16 protein-coding genes are annotated in these 18,130 nt (G+C 70.5%); 7 read left to right on the top strand and 9 right to left on the bottom strand.

Features of this window, described 5'->3' with window-relative positions:
* Position 1 precedes the first annotated feature (1 nt).
* Entirely contained in the window at positions 2 to 1,420 is a 1,419-nt protein-coding gene (sufB, locus tag QQK26_RS03800) for a Fe-S cluster assembly protein SufB (protein ID WP_284230221.1), read from the bottom strand.
* 373 nt (positions 1,421 to 1,793) lie between these two features.
* Here sufB and QQK26_RS03805 point away from each other — a divergent pair, with 373 nt between their 5' ends.
* A complete protein-coding gene (locus tag QQK26_RS03805; RefSeq protein WP_284234429.1) occupies positions 1,794 to 2,693 on the top strand; it encodes a COX15/CtaA family protein in 900 nt (299 codons plus the stop codon).
* A gap of 160 nt (positions 2,694 to 2,853) precedes the next feature.
* On the opposite strand, the gene QQK26_RS03810 is transcribed toward QQK26_RS03805, so the two are convergent.
* A complete protein-coding gene (locus QQK26_RS03810) occupies positions 2,854 to 3,774 on the bottom strand; it encodes a heme o synthase (RefSeq protein WP_284230223.1) in 921 nt (306 codons plus the stop codon).
* Positions 3,775 to 4,060: 286 nt separating this feature from the next.
* Between QQK26_RS03810 and tkt the strand changes: the two genes are divergently transcribed.
* From tkt to pgl, 6 genes are read left to right on the top strand one after another with little or no spacing between them, the layout of a single operon-like run.
* Positions 4,061 to 6,157: a transketolase gene (gene tkt, locus QQK26_RS03815; RefSeq protein WP_284230225.1), complete on the top strand. Its 2,097-nt coding sequence runs from the start codon at positions 4,061 to 4,063 to the stop codon at positions 6,155 to 6,157.
* A 29-nt stretch (positions 6,158 to 6,186) separates the two neighbouring features.
* Positions 6,187 to 7,296, top strand: a complete 1,110-nt coding sequence (tal, locus tag QQK26_RS03820; RefSeq protein ID WP_284230227.1) for a transaldolase — start codon at positions 6,187 to 6,189, stop codon at positions 7,294 to 7,296.
* Positions 7,293 to 8,885 (top strand): glucose-6-phosphate isomerase, encoded by a 1,593-nt coding sequence (locus QQK26_RS03825; RefSeq protein WP_284230229.1) that lies wholly within the window; start codon positions 7,293 to 7,295, stop codon positions 8,883 to 8,885. The genes tal and QQK26_RS03825 overlap by 4 nt, the downstream gene beginning before the upstream one ends.
* Positions 8,886 to 8,900: 15 nt before the next feature.
* Positions 8,901 to 10,442: a glucose-6-phosphate dehydrogenase gene (zwf, locus tag QQK26_RS03830; protein WP_284230231.1), complete on the top strand. Its 1,542-nt coding sequence runs from the start codon at positions 8,901 to 8,903 to the stop codon at positions 10,440 to 10,442.
* The gene (locus QQK26_RS03835) at positions 10,439 to 11,401 is read left to right on the top strand and encodes a glucose-6-phosphate dehydrogenase assembly protein OpcA (protein WP_284230234.1); all 963 of its coding nucleotides are present in this window, start codon (positions 10,439 to 10,441) and stop codon (positions 11,399 to 11,401) included. The genes zwf and QQK26_RS03835 overlap by 4 nt, the downstream gene beginning before the upstream one ends.
* Positions 11,398 to 12,201 carry a 6-phosphogluconolactonase gene (gene pgl, locus QQK26_RS03840; RefSeq protein WP_284230238.1) on the top strand — a complete coding sequence of 268 codons (804 nt, stop codon included), beginning with the start codon at positions 11,398 to 11,400 and terminating at the stop codon, positions 12,199 to 12,201. The genes QQK26_RS03835 and pgl overlap by 4 nt, the downstream gene beginning before the upstream one ends.
* Positions 12,202 to 12,391: 190 nt before the next feature.
* Here the strand turns inward: pgl and QQK26_RS03845 are convergent, their stop codons facing one another.
* The 7 genes from QQK26_RS03845 to whiA form a co-directional block, all read right to left on the bottom strand.
* Positions 12,392 to 12,757, bottom strand: coding sequence for an RNA polymerase-binding protein RbpA (locus tag QQK26_RS03845; protein WP_284230239.1), 366 nt, complete (start codon positions 12,755 to 12,757; stop codon positions 12,392 to 12,394).
* Positions 12,758 to 12,820: 63 nt separating this feature from the next.
* Entirely contained in the window at positions 12,821 to 13,066 is a 246-nt protein-coding gene (gene secG / locus QQK26_RS03850; RefSeq protein WP_284230240.1) for a preprotein translocase subunit SecG, read from the bottom strand.
* 100 nt (positions 13,067 to 13,166) lie between these two features.
* Entirely contained in the window at positions 13,167 to 13,958 is a 792-nt protein-coding gene (tpiA, locus tag QQK26_RS03855) for a triose-phosphate isomerase (RefSeq protein ID WP_284230241.1), read from the bottom strand.
* A complete protein-coding gene (locus QQK26_RS03860) occupies positions 13,946 to 15,163 on the bottom strand; it encodes a phosphoglycerate kinase (protein ID WP_284230242.1) in 1,218 nt (405 codons plus the stop codon). The genes tpiA and QQK26_RS03860 overlap by 13 nt, the downstream gene beginning before the upstream one ends.
* A gap of 7 nt (positions 15,164 to 15,170) precedes the next feature.
* Positions 15,171 to 16,178, bottom strand: coding sequence for a type I glyceraldehyde-3-phosphate dehydrogenase (gap, locus tag QQK26_RS03865; protein WP_284230243.1), 1,008 nt, complete (start codon positions 16,176 to 16,178; stop codon positions 15,171 to 15,173).
* Positions 16,179 to 16,341: 163 nt separating this feature from the next.
* Positions 16,342 to 16,962 (bottom strand): superoxide dismutase, encoded by a 621-nt coding sequence (locus QQK26_RS03870; RefSeq protein ID WP_284230244.1) that lies wholly within the window; start codon positions 16,960 to 16,962, stop codon positions 16,342 to 16,344.
* A gap of 127 nt (positions 16,963 to 17,089) precedes the next feature.
* Positions 17,090 to 18,067, bottom strand: a complete 978-nt coding sequence (gene whiA, locus QQK26_RS03875; RefSeq protein ID WP_284230245.1) for a DNA-binding protein WhiA — start codon at positions 18,065 to 18,067, stop codon at positions 17,090 to 17,092.
* Between the last annotated feature and the right edge of the window lie 63 nt (positions 18,068 to 18,130).

Genomic DNA, 18,130 nt, shown 5'->3' on the forward strand with positions numbered 1-18,130 from the left:
CTTAGCCCACGGATCCTTCCATGCCCATCTCGATGAGCTTGTTGAGTTCGAGTGCGTACTCCATCGGCAGCTCCCGGGCGATCGGCTCGATGAAGCCGCGGACGATCATCGCCATGGCCTCGTCCTCCTCCATGCCGCGGGACATGAGGTAGAACAGCTGCTCCTCGCTGACCTTCGAGACCGTGGCCTCGTGGCCCAGCTGCACGTCGTCGACGCGGATGTCGATGGCCGGGTAGGTGTCCGACCGCGAGATCGTGTCGACCAGGAGGGCGTCGCAGCGCACGGTGTTCGCGGAGTGGTGCGCGTTTGCATCCACCCGCACCTCGCCGCGGTAGCCGGCGCGGCCGCCGCCGCGGGCGATCGACTTCGAGACGATCGACGACTGCGTGAACGGCGCCATGTGGATCATCTTCGCGCCGGCGTCCTGGTGCTGCCCCGGGCCGGCGAAGGCGACCGAGAGGGTCTCGCCCTTGGCGTGCTCGCCGACGAGGAAGATCGACGGGTACTTCATCGTCACCTTCGAGCCGATGTTCCCGTCGATCCACTCCATGGTGGCGCCCTCGTGGGCGACGGCGCGCTTGGTGACGAGGTTGTAGACGTTGTTCGACCAGTTCTGGATCGTCGTGTAGCGCACGCGGGCGTTCTTCTTGACGATGATCTCGACGACGGCCGAGTGCAGCGAGTCCGACTTGTAGATCGGAGCGGTGCAGCCCTCGATGTAGTGCACGTAGCTGCCCTCGTCGGCGATGATGAGCGTCCGCTCGAACTGGCCCATGTTCTCCGTGTTGATGCGGAAGTAGGCCTGCAGCGGGATCTCGACGTGCACGCCCTTCGGCACGTAGACGAAGGAGCCGCCCGACCACACGGCGGTGTTGAGCGCGGCGAACTTGTTGTCGCCGGCGGGGATGACGGTGCCGAAGTACTCCTCGAAGAACTCGGGGTGCTCGCGCAGCGCCGTGTCGGTGTCCATGAAGATCACGCCCTGCTCCTCCAGGTCCTCGCGGATCTGGTGGTAGACGACCTCGGACTCGTACTGCGCAGCGACGCCGGCGACGAGGCGCTGGCGCTCCGCCTCCGGGATGCCGAGCTTCTCGTACGTGTTCTTGATGTCCTCGGGCAGGTCCTCCCAGGTCTGGGCCTGCTTCTCCGTCGAGCGCACGAAGTACTTGATGTTGTCGAAGTCGATGCCGCTGAGATCCGCGCCCCACTTCGGCATGGGCTTGCGCTCGAAGAGCTTGTGGCCCTTGAGACGCTGCTGGAGCATCCACTCGGGCTCGTTCTTCAGCTGCGAGATGTCGGCGACCACCTGCGGCGAGATGCCGCGGCGCGCCGAGGCGCCCGCGACGTCGGAGTCGGCCCAGCCGAACTCGTACTGGCCGAGGCTCTCGAGCTCGGGTCGGTCGATGAGCACATCAGACATTGCTACCTCTTCTCTCGCCGGTGCCAACCCGGGTCGGTCGGTCGGCATTCCCTCGCGCAGCACTCTCCCCGACGCAGCTGTACGCGTGCAGGTGGCCGGGTTCGCGCATGGGACGCTCGGATCGCCCGCCTACAATCGGCGGGTGGACGGGATCGCGGAAGACCGCGCCCGATCGTCCGCATCGACTCTCCGGCCAGGGCTGTGCTCCTGAACCTGTCAATCGTACGAGAGAGCCGCCCAGAAATACAGGCCGCCCCGCCGTGTCGCGCGGGACAGCAGTGAGAGAAGGACCCCCGTGAGCCAGTCCCCCGCCACCGGCACTCGCCCGACGAGCCTCGTCCGCACGCTCTGGGCGTGGTTGCCGAGCCATGCTATGGACCGGCGCATCGGGCTCTTCGCGTGGCTCTCCGCCGCGGCCGAGCTGCTCATCATCGCCACCGGCGGCGCCGTCCGTCTCACCGGCTCCGGGCTCGGCTGCCCGACGTGGCCGACCTGCACCGCCGAGTCCATCGTCAACACGCCCGAGATGGGCATCCACGGCGTCATCGAGTTCGGCAACCGCACGCTCACCGGTCTCGTCGGCATCCTCGCCGTGGTCGTGCTGCTGCTCGTGCTGCGGATCCGCAGGGAGCGGCGCGACCTCTTCGTGCTCGCCGCGATCGTGCTGGGCGGCGTCGTCGCGCAGGCGCTCGTCGGCGGCGTGACCGTGCTCACCGGGCTCAACCCCTTCATCGTCGGCTTCCACTACGTCGCCTCGGTCATCCTGGTAGCCGTCTGCGCCGCATTCCTCGCACGTCGCGTCGAACCGGCCGGCCCGCGCGAGCGGGCGGTGCCCAAGGCGTTCGCGATCCTCACGCACGTCACCACGCTGGTGCTCGCCGTGACGATCGTCTTCGGCGTGCTGACCACCGGTGCGGGACCGCATTCGGGCGACGCAGCCTCGGTGCGCAACGGCTTCGATGCGCAGCTGCTCGAGCACGTGCACGCGTGGCCGGGCTACGCGCTGCTCGCGCTCACGGTGGCGCTGACGATCGCGGCCTGGCGCGGCGCGCTGCCCGTGCGCCGCTGGATCACGGCGCTGCTGCTGGTCGAGCTCGTGCAGATCGGCGTCGGCCTCTACCAGGCCCGCAACGGGCTGCCTGAGCTCGCGGTCGGCGTGCACATGGTGCTCGCCGCCGTCACGGCGGCGCTCATGGTGGTCGTGGTGCTGCGGCTGAAGCGGGTGCGCGTCGCGCGGTCCGCGACCGCCGAGCAGGAGTCGCTGGCGGTCTGAGCCCGGCGCCTGCAGAGCGCTCAGGACGCTACCCGCCAGGTCCTCCTCTGCCGAGGCTCGCCGACAGTGCACCGTGGACCCGTGCGGCGACCGTAGCGGGCGCCGACGAGATCCGATCAGAGCCTGCGAACCCCTTCCGGTCGAGGGTTCTGCGGAGGGCTTAGAAGGGCAGCAGCGGGTCGACGCCGACGGCGACAAAGACGAGCGTCAGGTAGGTGATCGACGAGTGGAACACGCGCATCGGGCGCACCTCGCCCTCGCGGATGGCGTGCGCGTAGAGGCGGTGCGACTCCCAGAGGAACCAGGCGCCCGCCGCTACGGCGACCACGGAGTACACGACGCCCATCGGGGCGATCGGGATCAGCAGCAGCGAGCACGCGACGGTCGCCCACGCGTAGAGGATGACCTGCAGGCCGACCTCGGACCGCTGGCGCACCACGGCGAGCATCGGCACGCCGGCGGCGGCGTAGTCGTCCTCGTACTTCATCGACAGGGGCCAGTAGTGCGGCGGCGTCCAGAGGAAGACCACCAGGAAGAGGATGAACGCCTCCCACGACAACGACTCCGTGACGGCGGACCAGCCGATGACCACCGGGAAGCAGCCGGCGATGCCGCCCCAGACGATGTTCTGCTCGGTACGGCGCTTGAGCACGATCGTGTAGAAGACGACGTAGGTGAGGATGGCGGCGAGCGCGAGCGCCGACGCCAGCCAGTTGGTGGTGAACCAGAGCCAGGCGATCGAGGCCAAGCCGAGCGCCCACGCGAACACCACGGCCTCGCGGTCGCTGAGCTCGCCGGTGACGAGCGGACGGTTCGACGTGCGCTTCATGAGGCGGTCGATGTCGCGGTCGATGTAGCAGTTGAACGCGCCGGCGCTCCCCGCGGCCATCGCGCCGCCGAGCAGTGTGGCGAAGACGAGGAAGAGGTCCGGGATACCGCCCTGGGCCAGGATCATGACCGGCGCCGTGGTCACCAGCAGCAGCTCCACGACGCGCGGCTTGGTCAGCGCGAGGTAGGCCCTGGCCTTACGGCGGAACCCGATCGGCGAGCGGTCGAGCTGCGGGGCGACGGTGACGTCCATGACTCCTCAGGAGGATCGGGGAAGCGCGGCGCCGGACGCGGCGAGGCTGCGGAGAGTCTACGTGATGTCGAAGGAATCGCTGTCTGGACGGGGCTTCCGAATGCGTCCGCGAGCGCCGGATGTGGCTATGCTGGACGATGCTTGCCCGCCTTCTGCGGTGCCCTCCACACCCCTCAACCTCCGAGTTCGACGGTGGCGCCCTGGCGCGACGCGGACGTCCCGGCAAGCCCCAAGGGCTGGTCCGTCGGGCCATGCCCGGTCAACACCAAGAAGGGTCAGCAATCCAGTGGCAGCTCTGCAGTGGGATCCCATTGACAACAAGGCCGTGAACACGGCCCGCATCCTCGCCGCGGACGCGGTCGAGAAGGTGGGCAACGGCCACCCGGGCACGGCGATGAGCCTCGCCCCGCTCGCGTACCTCCTCTTCCAGAAGGTGATGCGCCGGGACCCGAGCGAGAACACCTGGATCGGTCGCGACCGCTTCATCCTCTCGGCGGGTCACGCGTCGATCCTGCAGTACGTGCAGTTCTACCTCGCCGGCTACGGCCTCGAGATCGAGGACCTGCAGGCGCTGCGCACCTGGGGCTCGAAGACCCCCGGCCACCCCGAGTACGGCCACACCGACGGCGTCGAGATCACCACCGGCCCGCTCGGCCAGGGCCTGGCCTCGGCCGTCGGCTTCGCCTACGCCCAGCGCTTCGAGCGCGGCCTCTTCGACCCGGAGACCCCGGCCGGCGAGAGCGTCTTCGACCACTACACCTACGTGATCGCCGGCGACGGCGACCTGCAGGAGGGCGTCACCTCCGAGGCCGGCTCGCTCGCGGGCCACCAGCAGCTCGGCAACCTCATCGCGTTCTACGACTCGAACCAGATCTCGATCGAGGACGACACCAACATCGCGTTCACCGAGGACGTCGTGGCGCGCTACGAGTCCTACGGCTGGCACGTGCAGGTCGTCGACTGGAAGGCCGGCGCCGAGTACCACGAGGACATCGAGGCCGTCTACGCCGCCATCGAGGCCGCCAAGGCCGAGACCGGCAAGCCGTCGCTCATCGTCGTCAAGACGATCATCGGCTGGCCCGCGCCCAAGAAGCAGAACACCGGCAAGATCCACGGCTCGGCGCTCGGCGCCGAGGAGCTCGCCGCCACCAAGCAGATCCTGGGCTTCGACCCCGAGAAGACCTTCGAGGTCGACCCGGACGTGCTCGAGCACACCCGCGGCGCGATCGCACGCGGCCAGGCGCAGCACGCCGAGTGGCGCGAGGCCTTCGACGCCTGGGCGGCGGCGAACCCCGGGCGCAAGCAGCTGCTCGACCGCGTCCTGTCGGGCGAGCTGCCCGAGGGCGTCGAGGAGGCCCTGCCGGTCTTCGAGCCGGGCAAGGAGGTCTCGACCCGCGCAGCCTCCGGCCAGGTCATCAACGCCCTGGCCGGCGTCGTCCCCGAGCTCTGGGGCGGCAGCGCCGACCTCGCCGAGTCGAACCTCACCACCATCAAGGGCGGCGGCTCGTTCGTGCCCGCGGGCGTGGAGACTGAGGAGTGGGGCCAGGGCAACCCGTACGGCCGCGTGCTGCACTTCGGCATCCGCGAGCACGCGATGGGCTCGATCCTCAACGGCATCACCCTGCACGGCAACACCCGCCCGTTCGGCGGCACCTTCCTCATCTTCAGCGACTACATGCGCCCGGCGGTGCGTCTCGCCGCGCTGCAGAAGTCGCCGACGATCTACGTCTGGACGCACGACTCCGTCGCGCTCGGCGAGGACGGCCCCACGCACCAGCCGATCGAGCAGCTCTGGGCGCTCCGCGCCATCCCTGGCCTCGACATCGTGCGCCCGGCCGACGCCAACGAGGTCGCCTACGCGTGGAAGACCATCCTCGAGCGTCGGGAGGGCCCGGCCGGCATCGCGCTGAGCCGTCAGAACCTGCCCGTCTTCGAGCGCGGCACCGGCGAGGCCTCGGGCGACACCTTCGCGTCCGCCAGCAACGTCTCGAAGGGCGCCTACGTGCTCGCCGAGGCGCCGAACGGCACCCCGGACGTCATCGTGATCGCAACCGGTTCAGAGGTGCAGATCGCCGTCGAGACGCGCGAGGTGCTGAAGGCCGAGGGCATCAACGTCCGCGTGGTCTCCGCGCCCAGCCTCGAGTGGTTCGAGGAGCAGACCGCGGAGTACCGCGAGTCGGTGCTGCCGGCCGCCGTGAAGGCCCGCGTCTCGATCGAGGCGGGTTCCTCGCTCGGCTGGCGCGGCTACGTCGGCGACGCCGGCCGCAGCGTCGCCATCGACCACTTCGGCGCCTCCGCCGACTACAAGACGCTCTTCCGCGAGTTCGGCATGACCACCGAGCACGCCGTCGCCGCCGTCAAGGAATCGCTGGCCGCGCTCTGAGCGCGACCTCCACGAAGGGAACACCCAGCATGAGCACCACCCCCACCGCCCAGCTCTCCGAGGTCGGCGTCAGCATCTGGCTCGACGACCTCTCCCGTGAGCGGATCAAGTCCGAGGGCCTGCAGCAGCTGATCGCGGAGCGCGACGTCGTCGGCGTGACGACCAACCCGACGATCTTCGCCTCCGCCCTCTCGAAGGGCGAGGCCTACGACGAGCAGGTCCGCGAGCTCGCGGCCGCCGGCGTCGACGTGACGAAGGCGGTCTTCGAGATCACCACGGACGACGTCCGCGACGCGAGCATCGTCTTCCGCGACATCTACGAGAGCTCGAAGGGCTTCGACGGCCGCGTGTCGATCGAGGTCGAGCCGGGTCTGGCGCACGACGCGCAGGGCACGATCGAGCAGGCGAAGGCCCTCTGGGCCAAGGTCGACCAGCCCAACGCGATGATCAAGATCCCGGCCACGGTCGAGGGGCTCGAGGCCATCACCGCCGTCATCGCCGCGGGCATCAGCGTCAACGTGACGCTGATCTTCTCGCTCGAGCGCTACGCGGCCGTCATCGACGCGTACCTCGCCGGCCTGGAGCAGGCGAAGGCCGCCGGCATCGACCTGTCGACCATCCACTCGGTCGCCTCGTTCTTCGTGTCGCGGGTCGACAGCGAGATCGACAAGCGCCTCGACGCGGTCGGCACCGACGAGGCCGCGGCGCTCAAGAGCAAGGCCGGCGTCGCGAACGCTCAGCTGGCCTACAAGCTCTACGAGGAGCAGTTCGCCGGGGAGCGGGCCGCCGCGCTGATCGGTGCGGGCGCCAACCCGCAGCGTCCGCTCTGGGCCTCGACCGGCGTCAAGGACCCGAGCCTGCCCGACACCCTCTACGTGACCGAGCTCGCCGTCGCGGGCGTGGTCAACACGATGCCGGAGAAGACGCTCGAGGCGACCTTCGACCACGGCGTCATCGAGGGCGACCGCGTGACGGGCTCCTACGCCGCCGCGCAGGAGGTCATCGACGCGATCGAGGCGCAGGGCATCTCGGTCGCCGAGGTCACCGCGCTGCTCGAGAAGGAGGGCGTGGAGAAGTTCATCGTCTCCTGGAACGAGCTCCTCGAGACCGTGACCTCCGCGCTGGAGGCCGCCAAGTGACTCTCGTCGTAGCGACCACGGGGGCGGCGGCCGAAGCCGCCGCCCGCGTGGTGCCCCAGCTCGTCGACGACCTCGTCGCGAGCCGCATCACCGCCCAGGACCCCACCCTCTGGGGCCCCGACGCCGAGGAGGAGTCGGCCAAGCGCCTCGGTTGGACCGAGGCCGTCTCGATCTCCCGTCCGCTCGTCGCCGAGATCGCCGCGCTGCGCGCGAAGCTGCAGGCCGACGGCGTCGACCACATCGTGCTCGGCGGCATGGGCGGTTCCTCGCTCGCGCCCGAGGTGATCACCCGCACGGCGGGCGTGGAACTCACCGTGCTCGACTCGACCGACCCGCAGCAGGTGCTGACCGCGCTGAACGACCGCCTCGCCACGAGCGCCGTCGTCATCTCCTCGAAGTCCGGCTCGACGGTCGAGACCGACAGCCAGAAGCGCGTCTACGAGCGCGCCTTCCGCGAGGCCGGCATCGAGCCGACCTCGCGCATCGTGATCGTCACCGACCCGGGCAGCCCGCTCGACGGCGCCGCTCGCGCGGACGGCTACACCGTCTTCAACGCCGACCCGAACGTGGGCGGCCGCTACTCGGCGCTCACGGCCTTCGGCCTCGTGCCTTCGGGGCTCGCCGGAGTGGACCTCGACGCGCTGCTCGACGAGGCGGACGCGGCGCTCGCCTCGCTCGCCGTCGACAGCGCCGAGAACCCCGGCCTCGTGCTGGGCGCCGTGCTCGGCGCCACCGGCAAGGACAAGGTGGGCATCGTCGCGGACGGCACCCACATCGTCGGCTTCGCGGACTGGGCCGAGCAGCTCATCGCCGAGTCCACGGGCAAGCTCGGCAAGGGGATCCTCCCGGTCGTGCTCGACGTGGACGCCCCGGAGATCACCGCCGGCCAGCCCGACGTGCAGATCGTGCGCGTCGTCGGCAGCGCCAAGGAGACCGAGCAGGTCGCCGACGGCGAGGTCGAGGTCAGCGGCAGCCTGGGCGGGCAGCTCCTGCTCTGGGAGTACGCCACCGTGGTCGCGGGCCGGCTCATCGGCATCAACCCGTTCGACCAGCCCGACGTCGAGTCGGCCAAGGTCGCCACGCGCGGTCTGCTGGACGCCCGGCCCGAGCCGGCCGCCCCTCTCTTCGAGGAGTCGGGCGTCGCCGTGCGGGCCACGGGCGGCTTCGCCGCGGGCGCCACGACCCTCGAGGCCGCCGTGTCGGCACTGCTCGCGCAGCTCGGCGAGGACGGCTACCTCTCCGTGCAGGCCTACCTCGACCGCATCGCGTACCCGGAGCTCGAGCAGCTCCGCGGTGCGCTCGCGGCGAAGACGGGCCGCCCGGTCACCTTCGGCTGGGGCCCGCGCTTCCTCCACTCGACCGGTCAGTACCACAAGGGCGGCGCGCCGGTCGGCGTGTTCCTGCAGATCGTCGGCGACACGGCCGAGGACCTCGACATCCCGGAGCGCCCCTTCACCTTCGGTCAGCTCATCCAGGCCCAGGCCGCGGGTGACGCGAGCGTGCTCGCCGAGCTCGGCCGTCCGGTGCTGACGCTGACCGTGAGCGACGCCCGCGCGGCCCTCGCCACGCTCGCCGCCGCGATCCAGTAAGACCCGAGGAGACGCATGTCACCGGTGGAGATCACCCCGGAATTCAATCCCCTGCGGCTGCCCAGCGACCGCCGGCTCAACCGCATCGCCGGACCGAGCAGCCTCGTCATCTTCGGCGTGACGGGCGACCTGTCGCGCAAGAAGCTGATGCCGGCCGTGTACGACCTGGCCAACCGCGGCCTCCTGCCGCCCGGCTTCGCGCTCGTGGGCTTCGCCCGCCGCGACTGGGAGGACCAGGACTTCGAGAAGGTCGTCTACGAGGCGGTCAAGCAGTACGCCCGCACGCCCTTCGACGAGGACGTCTGGAAGCAGCTCGCGCAGGGCATCCGCTTCGTCCAGGGCGAGTTCGACGACGACGCGGCGTTCGACCGCCTCAAGGAGACCGTCGAGGAGCTGGACCGCACCCGCGGCACGATGGGCAACCACGCGTTCTACCTGTCGATCCCGCCCAAGGCGTTCCCGCTCGTCACCGAGCAGCTGAAGCGCTCGGGCCTGGCCGACCAGGTCGGAGACTCGTGGCGCCGCGTCGTGATCGAGAAGCCGTTCGGCAGCGACCTGAAGACGGCTCGCGAGCTGAACGCCGTGGTCGAGTCGGTGTTCCCGCCCGACTCGGTGTTCCGCATCGACCACTACCTCGGCAAGGAGACCGTCCAGAACATCCTGGCGCTCCGCTTCGCGAACCAGCTGTACGAGCCCCTCTGGAACGCGAACCACGTCGACCACGTGCAGATCACCATGGCCGAGGACATCGGCGTGGGCGGTCGGGCGGGCTACTACGACGGCATCGGCGCTGCGCGCGACGTCATCCAGAACCACCTGCTGCAGCTGCTCGCGCTAACGGCGATGGAGGAGCCCGTCTCGTTCGACGCCGCCGATCTGCGGGCCGAGAAGGAGAAGGTGCTCTCGGCGGTGCGGCTGCCCGAGGACCTGTCGACGGCGACCGCACGCGGCCAGTACGCCGGCGGTTGGCAGGGCGGCGAGGAGGTGACCGGCTTCCTCGACGAGGACGGCATGAACCCCGAGTCCGTCACCGAGACGTACGCGGCCATGCGCCTCGACATCAACACGCGCCGCTGGGCCGGCGTGCCGTTCTACCTGCGCGCCGGCAAGCGCCTGGGTCGACGCGTCACCGAGATCGCGGTCGTGTTCAAGCGCGCGCCGCAGTACCTGTTCCCCGAGTCGCAGACGGCCTCGCTGGGCCAGAACGCGCTCGTGATCCGCGTGCAGCCCGACGAGGGCGTCACCATCCGCTTCGGCTCGAAGGTGCCCGGCGCCGACTTCCAGGTGCGCGACGTCACCATGGACTTCGGCTACGGTCACGCCTTCACCGAGGCGAGCCCCGAGGCCTACGAGCGGCTCATCCTCGATGTGCTGCTCGGCGAGCCCCCGCTGTTCCCGCGGCACGAGGAGGTGGAGCTCAGCTGGAAGATCCTCGACCCGATCGAGGAGTTCTGGGCCACCCAGGGTCAGCCCGAGCAGTACCGACCCGGCACCTGGGGACCCGCGTCCGCCGATGCCCTACTGGCCCGCGACGGCCGCGTCTGGAGGCGTCCATGATCGTCGACCTGCCCGATACCACCATCAGCAAGGTCTCCAAGAAGCTCGTCAGCATCCGCGAGGAGGGCGGCGCGGTCGCCCTCGGCCGCGTGCTCACGCTGGTGATCTCGACCGCGCTCGGCCACGAGGAGGAGGCGATCGAGGCGGCCAACGACGCCTCCCGCGAGCACCCCATGCGGGTCATCGTCATCAGCACCGCGGATGAGACGTCTTCCGGTGAGACGGCCCGCGTCGACGCGCAGATCCGCGTCGGCGGCGACGCCGGTGCGAGCGAGGTCATCGTGCTGCGCGCCTACGGGGAGGCTGCCGACGACGAGGAGAGCCTCGTCACCGGTCTGCTGCTGCCGGATGCGCCGGTCGTCGCCTGGTGGCCCGGCACCGCTCCGGCGGTGCCCGCGGAGTCCCCGCTCGGCCGCATCGCGCAGCGACGGATCACGGACGCAGCCGCGCAGCCGAACCCGGCGGCCTCGCTGCGCGAGCGCGCGGCGAGCTATGCGCCCGGCGACTCGGACTTCGCGTGGACCCGGCTGACCCTGTGGCGGGCGCAGCTCGCCGCGGTGCTCGACCAGCCGCCCTACGAACCCATCACCCGCGTGCGGGTGTCGGGTGCGAGCGACTCGCCGTCCACGGAGCTGCTCGCGGCGTGGCTGCGCCTGCAGCTCCGGGTGCCGGTCGAGCTGACGATGACCACCCGTGCGACCGGCTCGAGCGGCATCCACGGCGTCGTGCTCGAGCGCGCCTCGGGCGAGATCGACCTCGAGCGCTCGCTGCCCAACGTCGCCACGCTGGTGCAGCCCGAGCAGCCGACGCACGACATCGCCCTCCCCCGCCGCAGTCTGCGCGACTGCCTCGCCGAGGACCTCCGGCGCATCGCACCGGACGAGCTCTACGGCGAGGTGCTGCGGGGCGGTCTCGCGCTGCTCGACGAGCAGGAGAGCGTGGGAGGATCGGCGGCATGACCAAGGAACGCCGTGTCCTCGTGCACCCGGACTGGGAAGCGCTCGTCGCGAGCGTCGCCGCGCGCTTCCTCACCAAGATCATCGACGTGCTCGAGGAGAAGGACGAGATCCACATCGTCCTGACCGGGGGCACCACGATCGGTGACGGGGTCCTGGGGGCGATCAACGCGTCGCCGGCGCGGGACACGGTGGCCTGGTCGCGGGTGCACTTCTGGTGGGGCGACGAGCGCTGGCTGCCCGCCGGCGATCCCGAACGCAACGACGAGCAGGCGTTCGACGCCCTGCTCTCGCACATTGCGCTCGACCCCGCCAAGGTGCATCGCTTCGCCGCCTCCGACGCCGGTCTCGATCTCGACGCAGCGGCCGCCGCCTACGCCGACGAGCTCGCGTCCGCGACCGAGGACGAGCGGGGCTTCCCGGTGTTCGAGGTCATGTTCCTCGGCGTCGGCCCCGACGGCCACGTCGCCTCGCTGTTCCCCGGCAAGGACGAGGTGCTCGTCCGCGATCGCACCGTCGTGGCGGTGCGCGGCGCGTGGAAGGCGCCCGCGGAGCGTCTCAGCCTGACGCTGCCCGTGATCAACGCCTCCGAGCGCCTGTGGATGGCGCTCGCCGGCGGTGACAAGGCCAGCGTGCTCGGCCTCGCCCTGGCCGGCGCCAGCGTCGACGAGGTGCCCGTGGCCGGCGTGCTCGGGCGCAAGCGCACCGTCTTCTTCGTCGACCAGGAGGCCGCGGCCGAGGTGCCCGAGTCGCTCATCGCCCCCGGTGACGAGTTCCATGCGCTGGTGGACCAGAACAGCTGACGTCGTCCGCCGCAACGCAGGAGGGTCCGTGCCGATCGGCACGGACCCTCCTGCGTTGCGGCGAGTCGGGGACGCATCCGCTGCCCTCGCTCCTCCTCGGCACGCACCCGCCCGATACAGCGGCTCGGCGCGCACAGCATGCGCGAAGGGCCCGGACCGAGACGGTCCGGGCCCTTCGTGCTGACGTGCCTCAGGAGGCGACGGCGGTGCCCCGACGGATGCGGAGCTGCTGCAGCGCCTCCTCGAGGAGCTGCTCCGCCTCCTCGGGCGTGCGGCGCTCCTTCACGTACGCGAGGTGGGTCTTGTACGGCTCGTTCTTGGCGAGCTGCGGCGGGTTCGCCTGGTCGCGACCGGCGGGCAGACCCGAGGTCGGGCAGTCGATGATCTCCGGGATCTCCTCCTCCGGCAGACCCGCGGCGAAGTAGCGGACGGTCTCGTTGCCGAGCGCGTCCCAGTACTGCACCGCGATGCGGTCCGCGTGGAAGCCGTGGTCCTGCTCGCCCATGGGTCCCGCGCCGACGCGCGAACCGCGGATGGCGCTGCCACCAGAAGCCATGATGTTGTTTCCTCCCCTGCGGCGCTGGAGAGCCCGGCGCCGCGGATGTTGTTCAGACGGGCGTCAGCCCTGGAACTTGGTGATGAGACCGAGCACGACGATGCAGGAGACCCAGACGAGCCCGAGGATCACCGTGATGCGGTTGAGGTTGCGCTCCGCCACGCCCGAGGCGCCCAGATTCGAGGTCACGCCGCCGCCGAACATGTCGGAGAGCCCGCCGCCGCGACCGCGGTGCAGCAGGATCAGCAGGGTGAGCAGGAGGCTCGTGATGGCGAGCAGCACCTGCAGGACGACTTGGAGGATTTCCACAGGGGACCTTTCGGCGGGATGACGGAGACCAGTCTAACCGGCCGTGCGCGACGTGATCGTCGCGCACGGCTGGTGCGTCGGCGCGAGGCCGACCACGCGATCAGACCCCGACGTGCTTCTGGTAGCGGACGATGCTGGCGAACTCGTCGAGGTCGAGGCTCGCGCCGCCGACCAGCGCGCCGTCGACGTCGGGCTCGCGCATGAAGCCGGCGATGTTGCCCGACTTCACGGAGCCGCCGTAGAGCACCCGGGTACTGGCGGCCGCATCCTCACCGAGGAGCTGCGCGAGCTCCGCGCGCAGCGCCGCGGCGACCTGCTGCGCCTGCTCGGGCGTGGCGGCCTGGCCGGAGCCGATGGCCCAGACGGGCTCGTAGGCGACCACGATCTCGGCCCCCTCGGCCACACCCTCGAGGGCGGCCCGCAGCTGCGCGACGGGCACGGCGCTCGGGCCGTGCTCCTCGAGGTCCGCGGCCGTCTCGCCGACGCAGAGCACGGGCACGAGACCGTGGCGCAGCGCGGCCGCGACCTTGCCCGCCACGACCTCGTCGGTCTCCGCGTGCAGGGTCCGCCGCTCGGAGTGCCCGATGAGCACGTAACTTGCGTCGAGCTTGGCGATGAACGCGCCGGAGATCTCTCCGGTGTAGGCGCCGGAGTCGTGCTGCGAGAGATCCTGCGCGCCGTAGGCGATCTCGTACTTGTCGGCCGTCACCAGCGTCTGCAGCGAGCGCAGGTCGGTGAAGGGCGGGAACACGGCCACCTCGACGGCGTCGAAGTCGTGCGACGCGTCCTTGAGGCTCCAGTGCAGCTTCTGGAGGAAGGCGATCGACTGCAGGTGGTCGAGGTTCAGCTTCCAGTTGCCGGCGATGAGCGGGGTGCGGTTCAGGCTTCCCATCCGAGGGCCTCCAGTCCGGGGAGGGCCTTGCCCTCGAGGAACTCCAGGCTGGCGCCGCCACCCGTGGAGATGTGTCCGAACGCCTCATCGGCGAAGCCGAGGGCGCGCACTGCTGCGGCCGAGTCGCCGCCGCCGACGACGGCCAGCCCGTCGACCTCGGTCAGCGCCTGCGCGACGGCCTTCGTGCCGGCCGCGAAGGGCGCGAGCTCGAAGACGCCGGCGGGGCCGTTCCAGAAGACCGTCTTCGACGAGCGGATGCGCTCCGCGAAGACCGCCGCCGTGGCCGGTCCGATGTCGAGTCCGAGGCCCTTCGCGCCGAAGGAGGTGTCCTCCAGGGCGTCGACGGGCTGCACCGCGGTCTCCGCATCGGCCGAGAAGCCGGACGCCATGACCACGTCGGTGGGCAGCACGATCTCGACGCCGAGCGCCTTCGCGCGCTCGAGGTACTCGAGCACGACGGGGATCTGGTCCTCCTCGAGCAGGCTGGAACCGATCGCGTGGCCCTGCGCCTTGAGGAAGGTGAAGAGCATGCCGCCGCCGATGAGCAGGGTGCTCACGCGCGGCAGCAGGTGGTCGATCACGCCGAGCTTGTCGCTGACCTTCGAGCCGCCGAGCACCACGGTGTAGGGCTTCTCGGGCGAGGAGGTGAGGCGATCGAGCACGTCGAGCTCCGCCTCGATCAGCGTGCCGGCCGCGCTGGGCAGCAGGGCGGCGAGGTCGGTGACGCTCGCCTGCTCGCGGTGCACGACGCCGAAGCCGTCGGAGACGAGCGCGTCCCCCAGCTCGGCGAGCTGCGCCGCGAAGGCGCTCCGCACCTCGACGTCCTTGCTGGTCTCCCCCGCATTGAAGCGCAGGTTCTCCAGCAGGGCCACGTCCCCGTCCTCGAGCGCGGCGACCGCCTCCTGTGCCGCGGCACCGACGGTGTCGCTGGCGAAGGTCACGGGCTTGCCGAGCAGCTCCGAGAGGCGCTGGGCCACCGGAGCGAGGCTGTACCGCGCATCCGGGGCGCCGTCGGGACGTCCGAGGTGCGAGACCACGACCACTCGGGCACCGCCGTCGATGAGGCGGTTCAGGGTGGGCAGGGAGGCCCGGACGCGGCCGTCATCCGTGATCACGCCGTCCTTCAACGGGACGTTGAGATCGCAGCGGACGATGACGGTGCGGCCGGCGAGCGGGCCGAGAGTGTCGAGGGTGCGGAGCGTCATCGACGGATCAGAGACGCTCGGCGACGTACTCGGTGAGGTCGACGAGGCGGTTCGAGTAGCCCCACTCGTTGTCGTACCAGGACGAGATCTTGACGGTGGTGCCGATGACCTTGGTGAGACCGGCGTCGAACAGCGAGGAGTGCGGGTCCGTGACGATGTCCGAGGAGACGATGGGCTCGTCCACGTACTTGAGGATGCCCTTGAGCGGACCCTCGGCGGCCTCCTTGTAGGCCTCGTTGATCTGCTCGACCGTGAGGCCCTCGGTGGAGGTCTCGAGGGTCAGATCCGTGATCGAGCCGGTGGGCACCGGCACGCGCAGCGCGAAGCCGTCGAGCTTGCCCTTGAGCTCCGGGAGGACGAGGCCGATGGCCTTCGCCGCACCGGTGCTCGTGGGGATGATGTTCAGCGCGGCACCGCGGGCGCGGCGCAGGTCGCCGTGCGGGCCGTCCTGCAGGTTCTGGTCGGCGGTGTAGGCGTGCACGGTGGTCATGAGACCGCGCTCGATGCCGAACTTGTCGTTGAACACCTTGGCGAGCGGCGCGAGGCAGTTCGTGGTGCACGACGCGTTCGAGATGATGTCGTCCTTCGCGGCGTCGTAGAGGTGCTCGTTGGCGCCGATGACGAAGGTGGCGACGTCGCCGGAGGCGGGCGCCGAGATGAGGACCTTCTTCGCGCCGGCCTCGATGTGCTTGCGCGCGTCGACGTCCTTCGTGAAGCGGCCCGTCGACTCGATGACGATCTCCACGCCCAGGTCGCCCCAGGGGAGGTCCGCCGGGTCGCGCTCGGCGAGGACCTTGATGGCCTTGCCGTTCACGATGATCGAGTCGCCCTCGACCGAGACCTCGGCGTCGAGACGGCCCGTGATGGAGTCGTACTTGAGGAGGTGGGCCAGCGAGGCGGGGTCGGAGAGGTCGTTGACGGCGACGATCTCGAGGTCCGCGCCCTGGGCGAGAGCCGCCCGGAAGTAGTTGCGGCCGATGCGGCCGAATCCGTTGATACCGATCTTCACGGTCACGTGAACTCCTGTTGCTCAGCGTCGTCTGACGCGATTTGGGGGATACTCCGCCATCCAGCCTAGCGCGCACGAGGGCGGTGCTCCGGCACGGAGACGGCGGGGAACGGCGGAGGGCGGATGCTCCGCGCGAACCGCGCATCGCATCCGCCCTCCGGCTGCGGCATCAGAGCGTGATGAGGCCCTGGGTCTTCTCCTTCGCCGCGGCGTAGCGGGCGGCGACGTTGTCCCAGTTCACGATGTTCCAGAACGCCTTGACGTAGTCGGCGCGCACGTTCGCGTAGTCGAGGTAGTAGGCGTGCTCCCAGACGTCGAGCATGAGCACGGGCACGAGGCCGAAGGGCACGTTGCCCTGCTGGTCGAAGAGCTGGAAGATCGAGAGGCGCTCGCCGAGCACGTCGTAGGCCAGCACGGCCCAGCCCGAGCCCTGCACGCCGAGCGCGACGGCGTTGAAGTGGGCCTGGAACTGCTCCAGCGAACCGAACTGTGCGCCGATGGCCTCGAGCAGGTCGCCGGTGGGCTCTCCGCTCTCGGGCGACAGGTTGGTCCAGAAGATCGAGTGGTTGACATGGCCGCCGAGGTTGAAGGCCAGGTCCTTCTCGAGCTTGTTGACGTTCGCGAGGTTGCCCGACTCGCGCGCCTCGTGCAGCTGCTCGAGCGCGGTCTTCGCTCCGGTCACGTAGGCGTTGTGGTGCTTGGAGTGGTGGAGCTCCATGATGCGCGCGCTGATGTGGGGCGCGAGAGCGGAGTAGTCGTAGGGCAGATCGGGCAGCGTGTAGTCGGCCATGGGTTCTCCTTGCGTTGGCGGCCCCCGGCGCAGCGCCGTCACCGGCCGGCGCGAGGGATGGGACTATCTCATCACGGGAACGCACCCGCATGCAGGATGCTTCCCGCGGTTGTCCAGGAAGCCGGGGTCAGAGCTCCAGCTCGGCCGGCACGCTCGCCTCGGTGTCCGGCTCGCCCCGCTCTTCGGCGGTCTTGTCCGCCAGCGCGAGGAGGCGGCGGATGCGGCCCGCGACCGCGTCCTTCGTCATCGGCGGATCGGCGTGGTGGCCGAGCTCGTCGAGGCTCGCGTCGCGGTGCGCGAGGCGCAGCTCGCCGGCGTAGCGCAGGTGGTCGGGCACCTCGTCGCCCAGGATCTCGAGCGCGCGCTCCACGCGGGCGCAGGCGGCGACCGCGGCTTGCGCGGAGCGGCGGAGGTTGGCGTCGTCGAAGTTCACGAGACGGTTCGCGGTGGCGCGCACCTCGCGGCGCTGCCGCAGCTCCTCCCAGGTCGCGACCGTCTGCGACGCGCCCATCCTGGCCAGCATCGCGCTGATCGCCTCGCCGTCGCGGATGACGACGCGGTGCACGCCGCGCACCTCGCGTGCCTTCGCGGCGACGCCCAGGCGGGCGGCGGCGCCGACGAGCGCCATCGCCGACTCGTTGCCGGGGCAGGTCACCTCGAGCGAGGCGGAGCGCCCGGGGTCGGTCAGCGAGCCGTGGGCGAGGAAGGCACCGCGCCAGACGGCGGCGATCTCCTCGACGGTGCCGGTCGTGAGCCGGTTCGGCAGACCGCGCACCGGGCGGCGGCGCGCGTCCAGCAGACCGGTCTGCCGCGCGAGCTGCTCGCCGCCCTCGACGACGCGCACCAGGTAGTAGGCGCCGCGCCGGAGGCCGTTGCCGGAGATCTGGGCGACGTCGCTGCGCACGCCGTAGAGCTCGGCGAGGTCGCGGCGCACGCGGCGGGCGATCGGCACGGTGTCGATCTCGGCCTCGACGGCGATGCGGCCGGAGATGAGGTGCAGGCCGCCGGCGAAGCGGAGGATGGTGGCCAGCTCGGCCGCTCGGACGGTGGCCTTCGCGACCTCGACTCGGGCCAGTTCGTCCTTGACGTCGGCGGTCAATGCCACGGTGAATCCTCGTTCCTGCTCGCTTCGCCCGGCGGGGCGACGTTCGATACTACAGGTCGTGGA

This window comes from Arenivirga flava, assembly GCF_030161575.1.
Classification (GTDB): Bacteria; Actinomycetota; Actinomycetes; order Actinomycetales; family Microbacteriaceae; genus Arenivirga; species Arenivirga flava.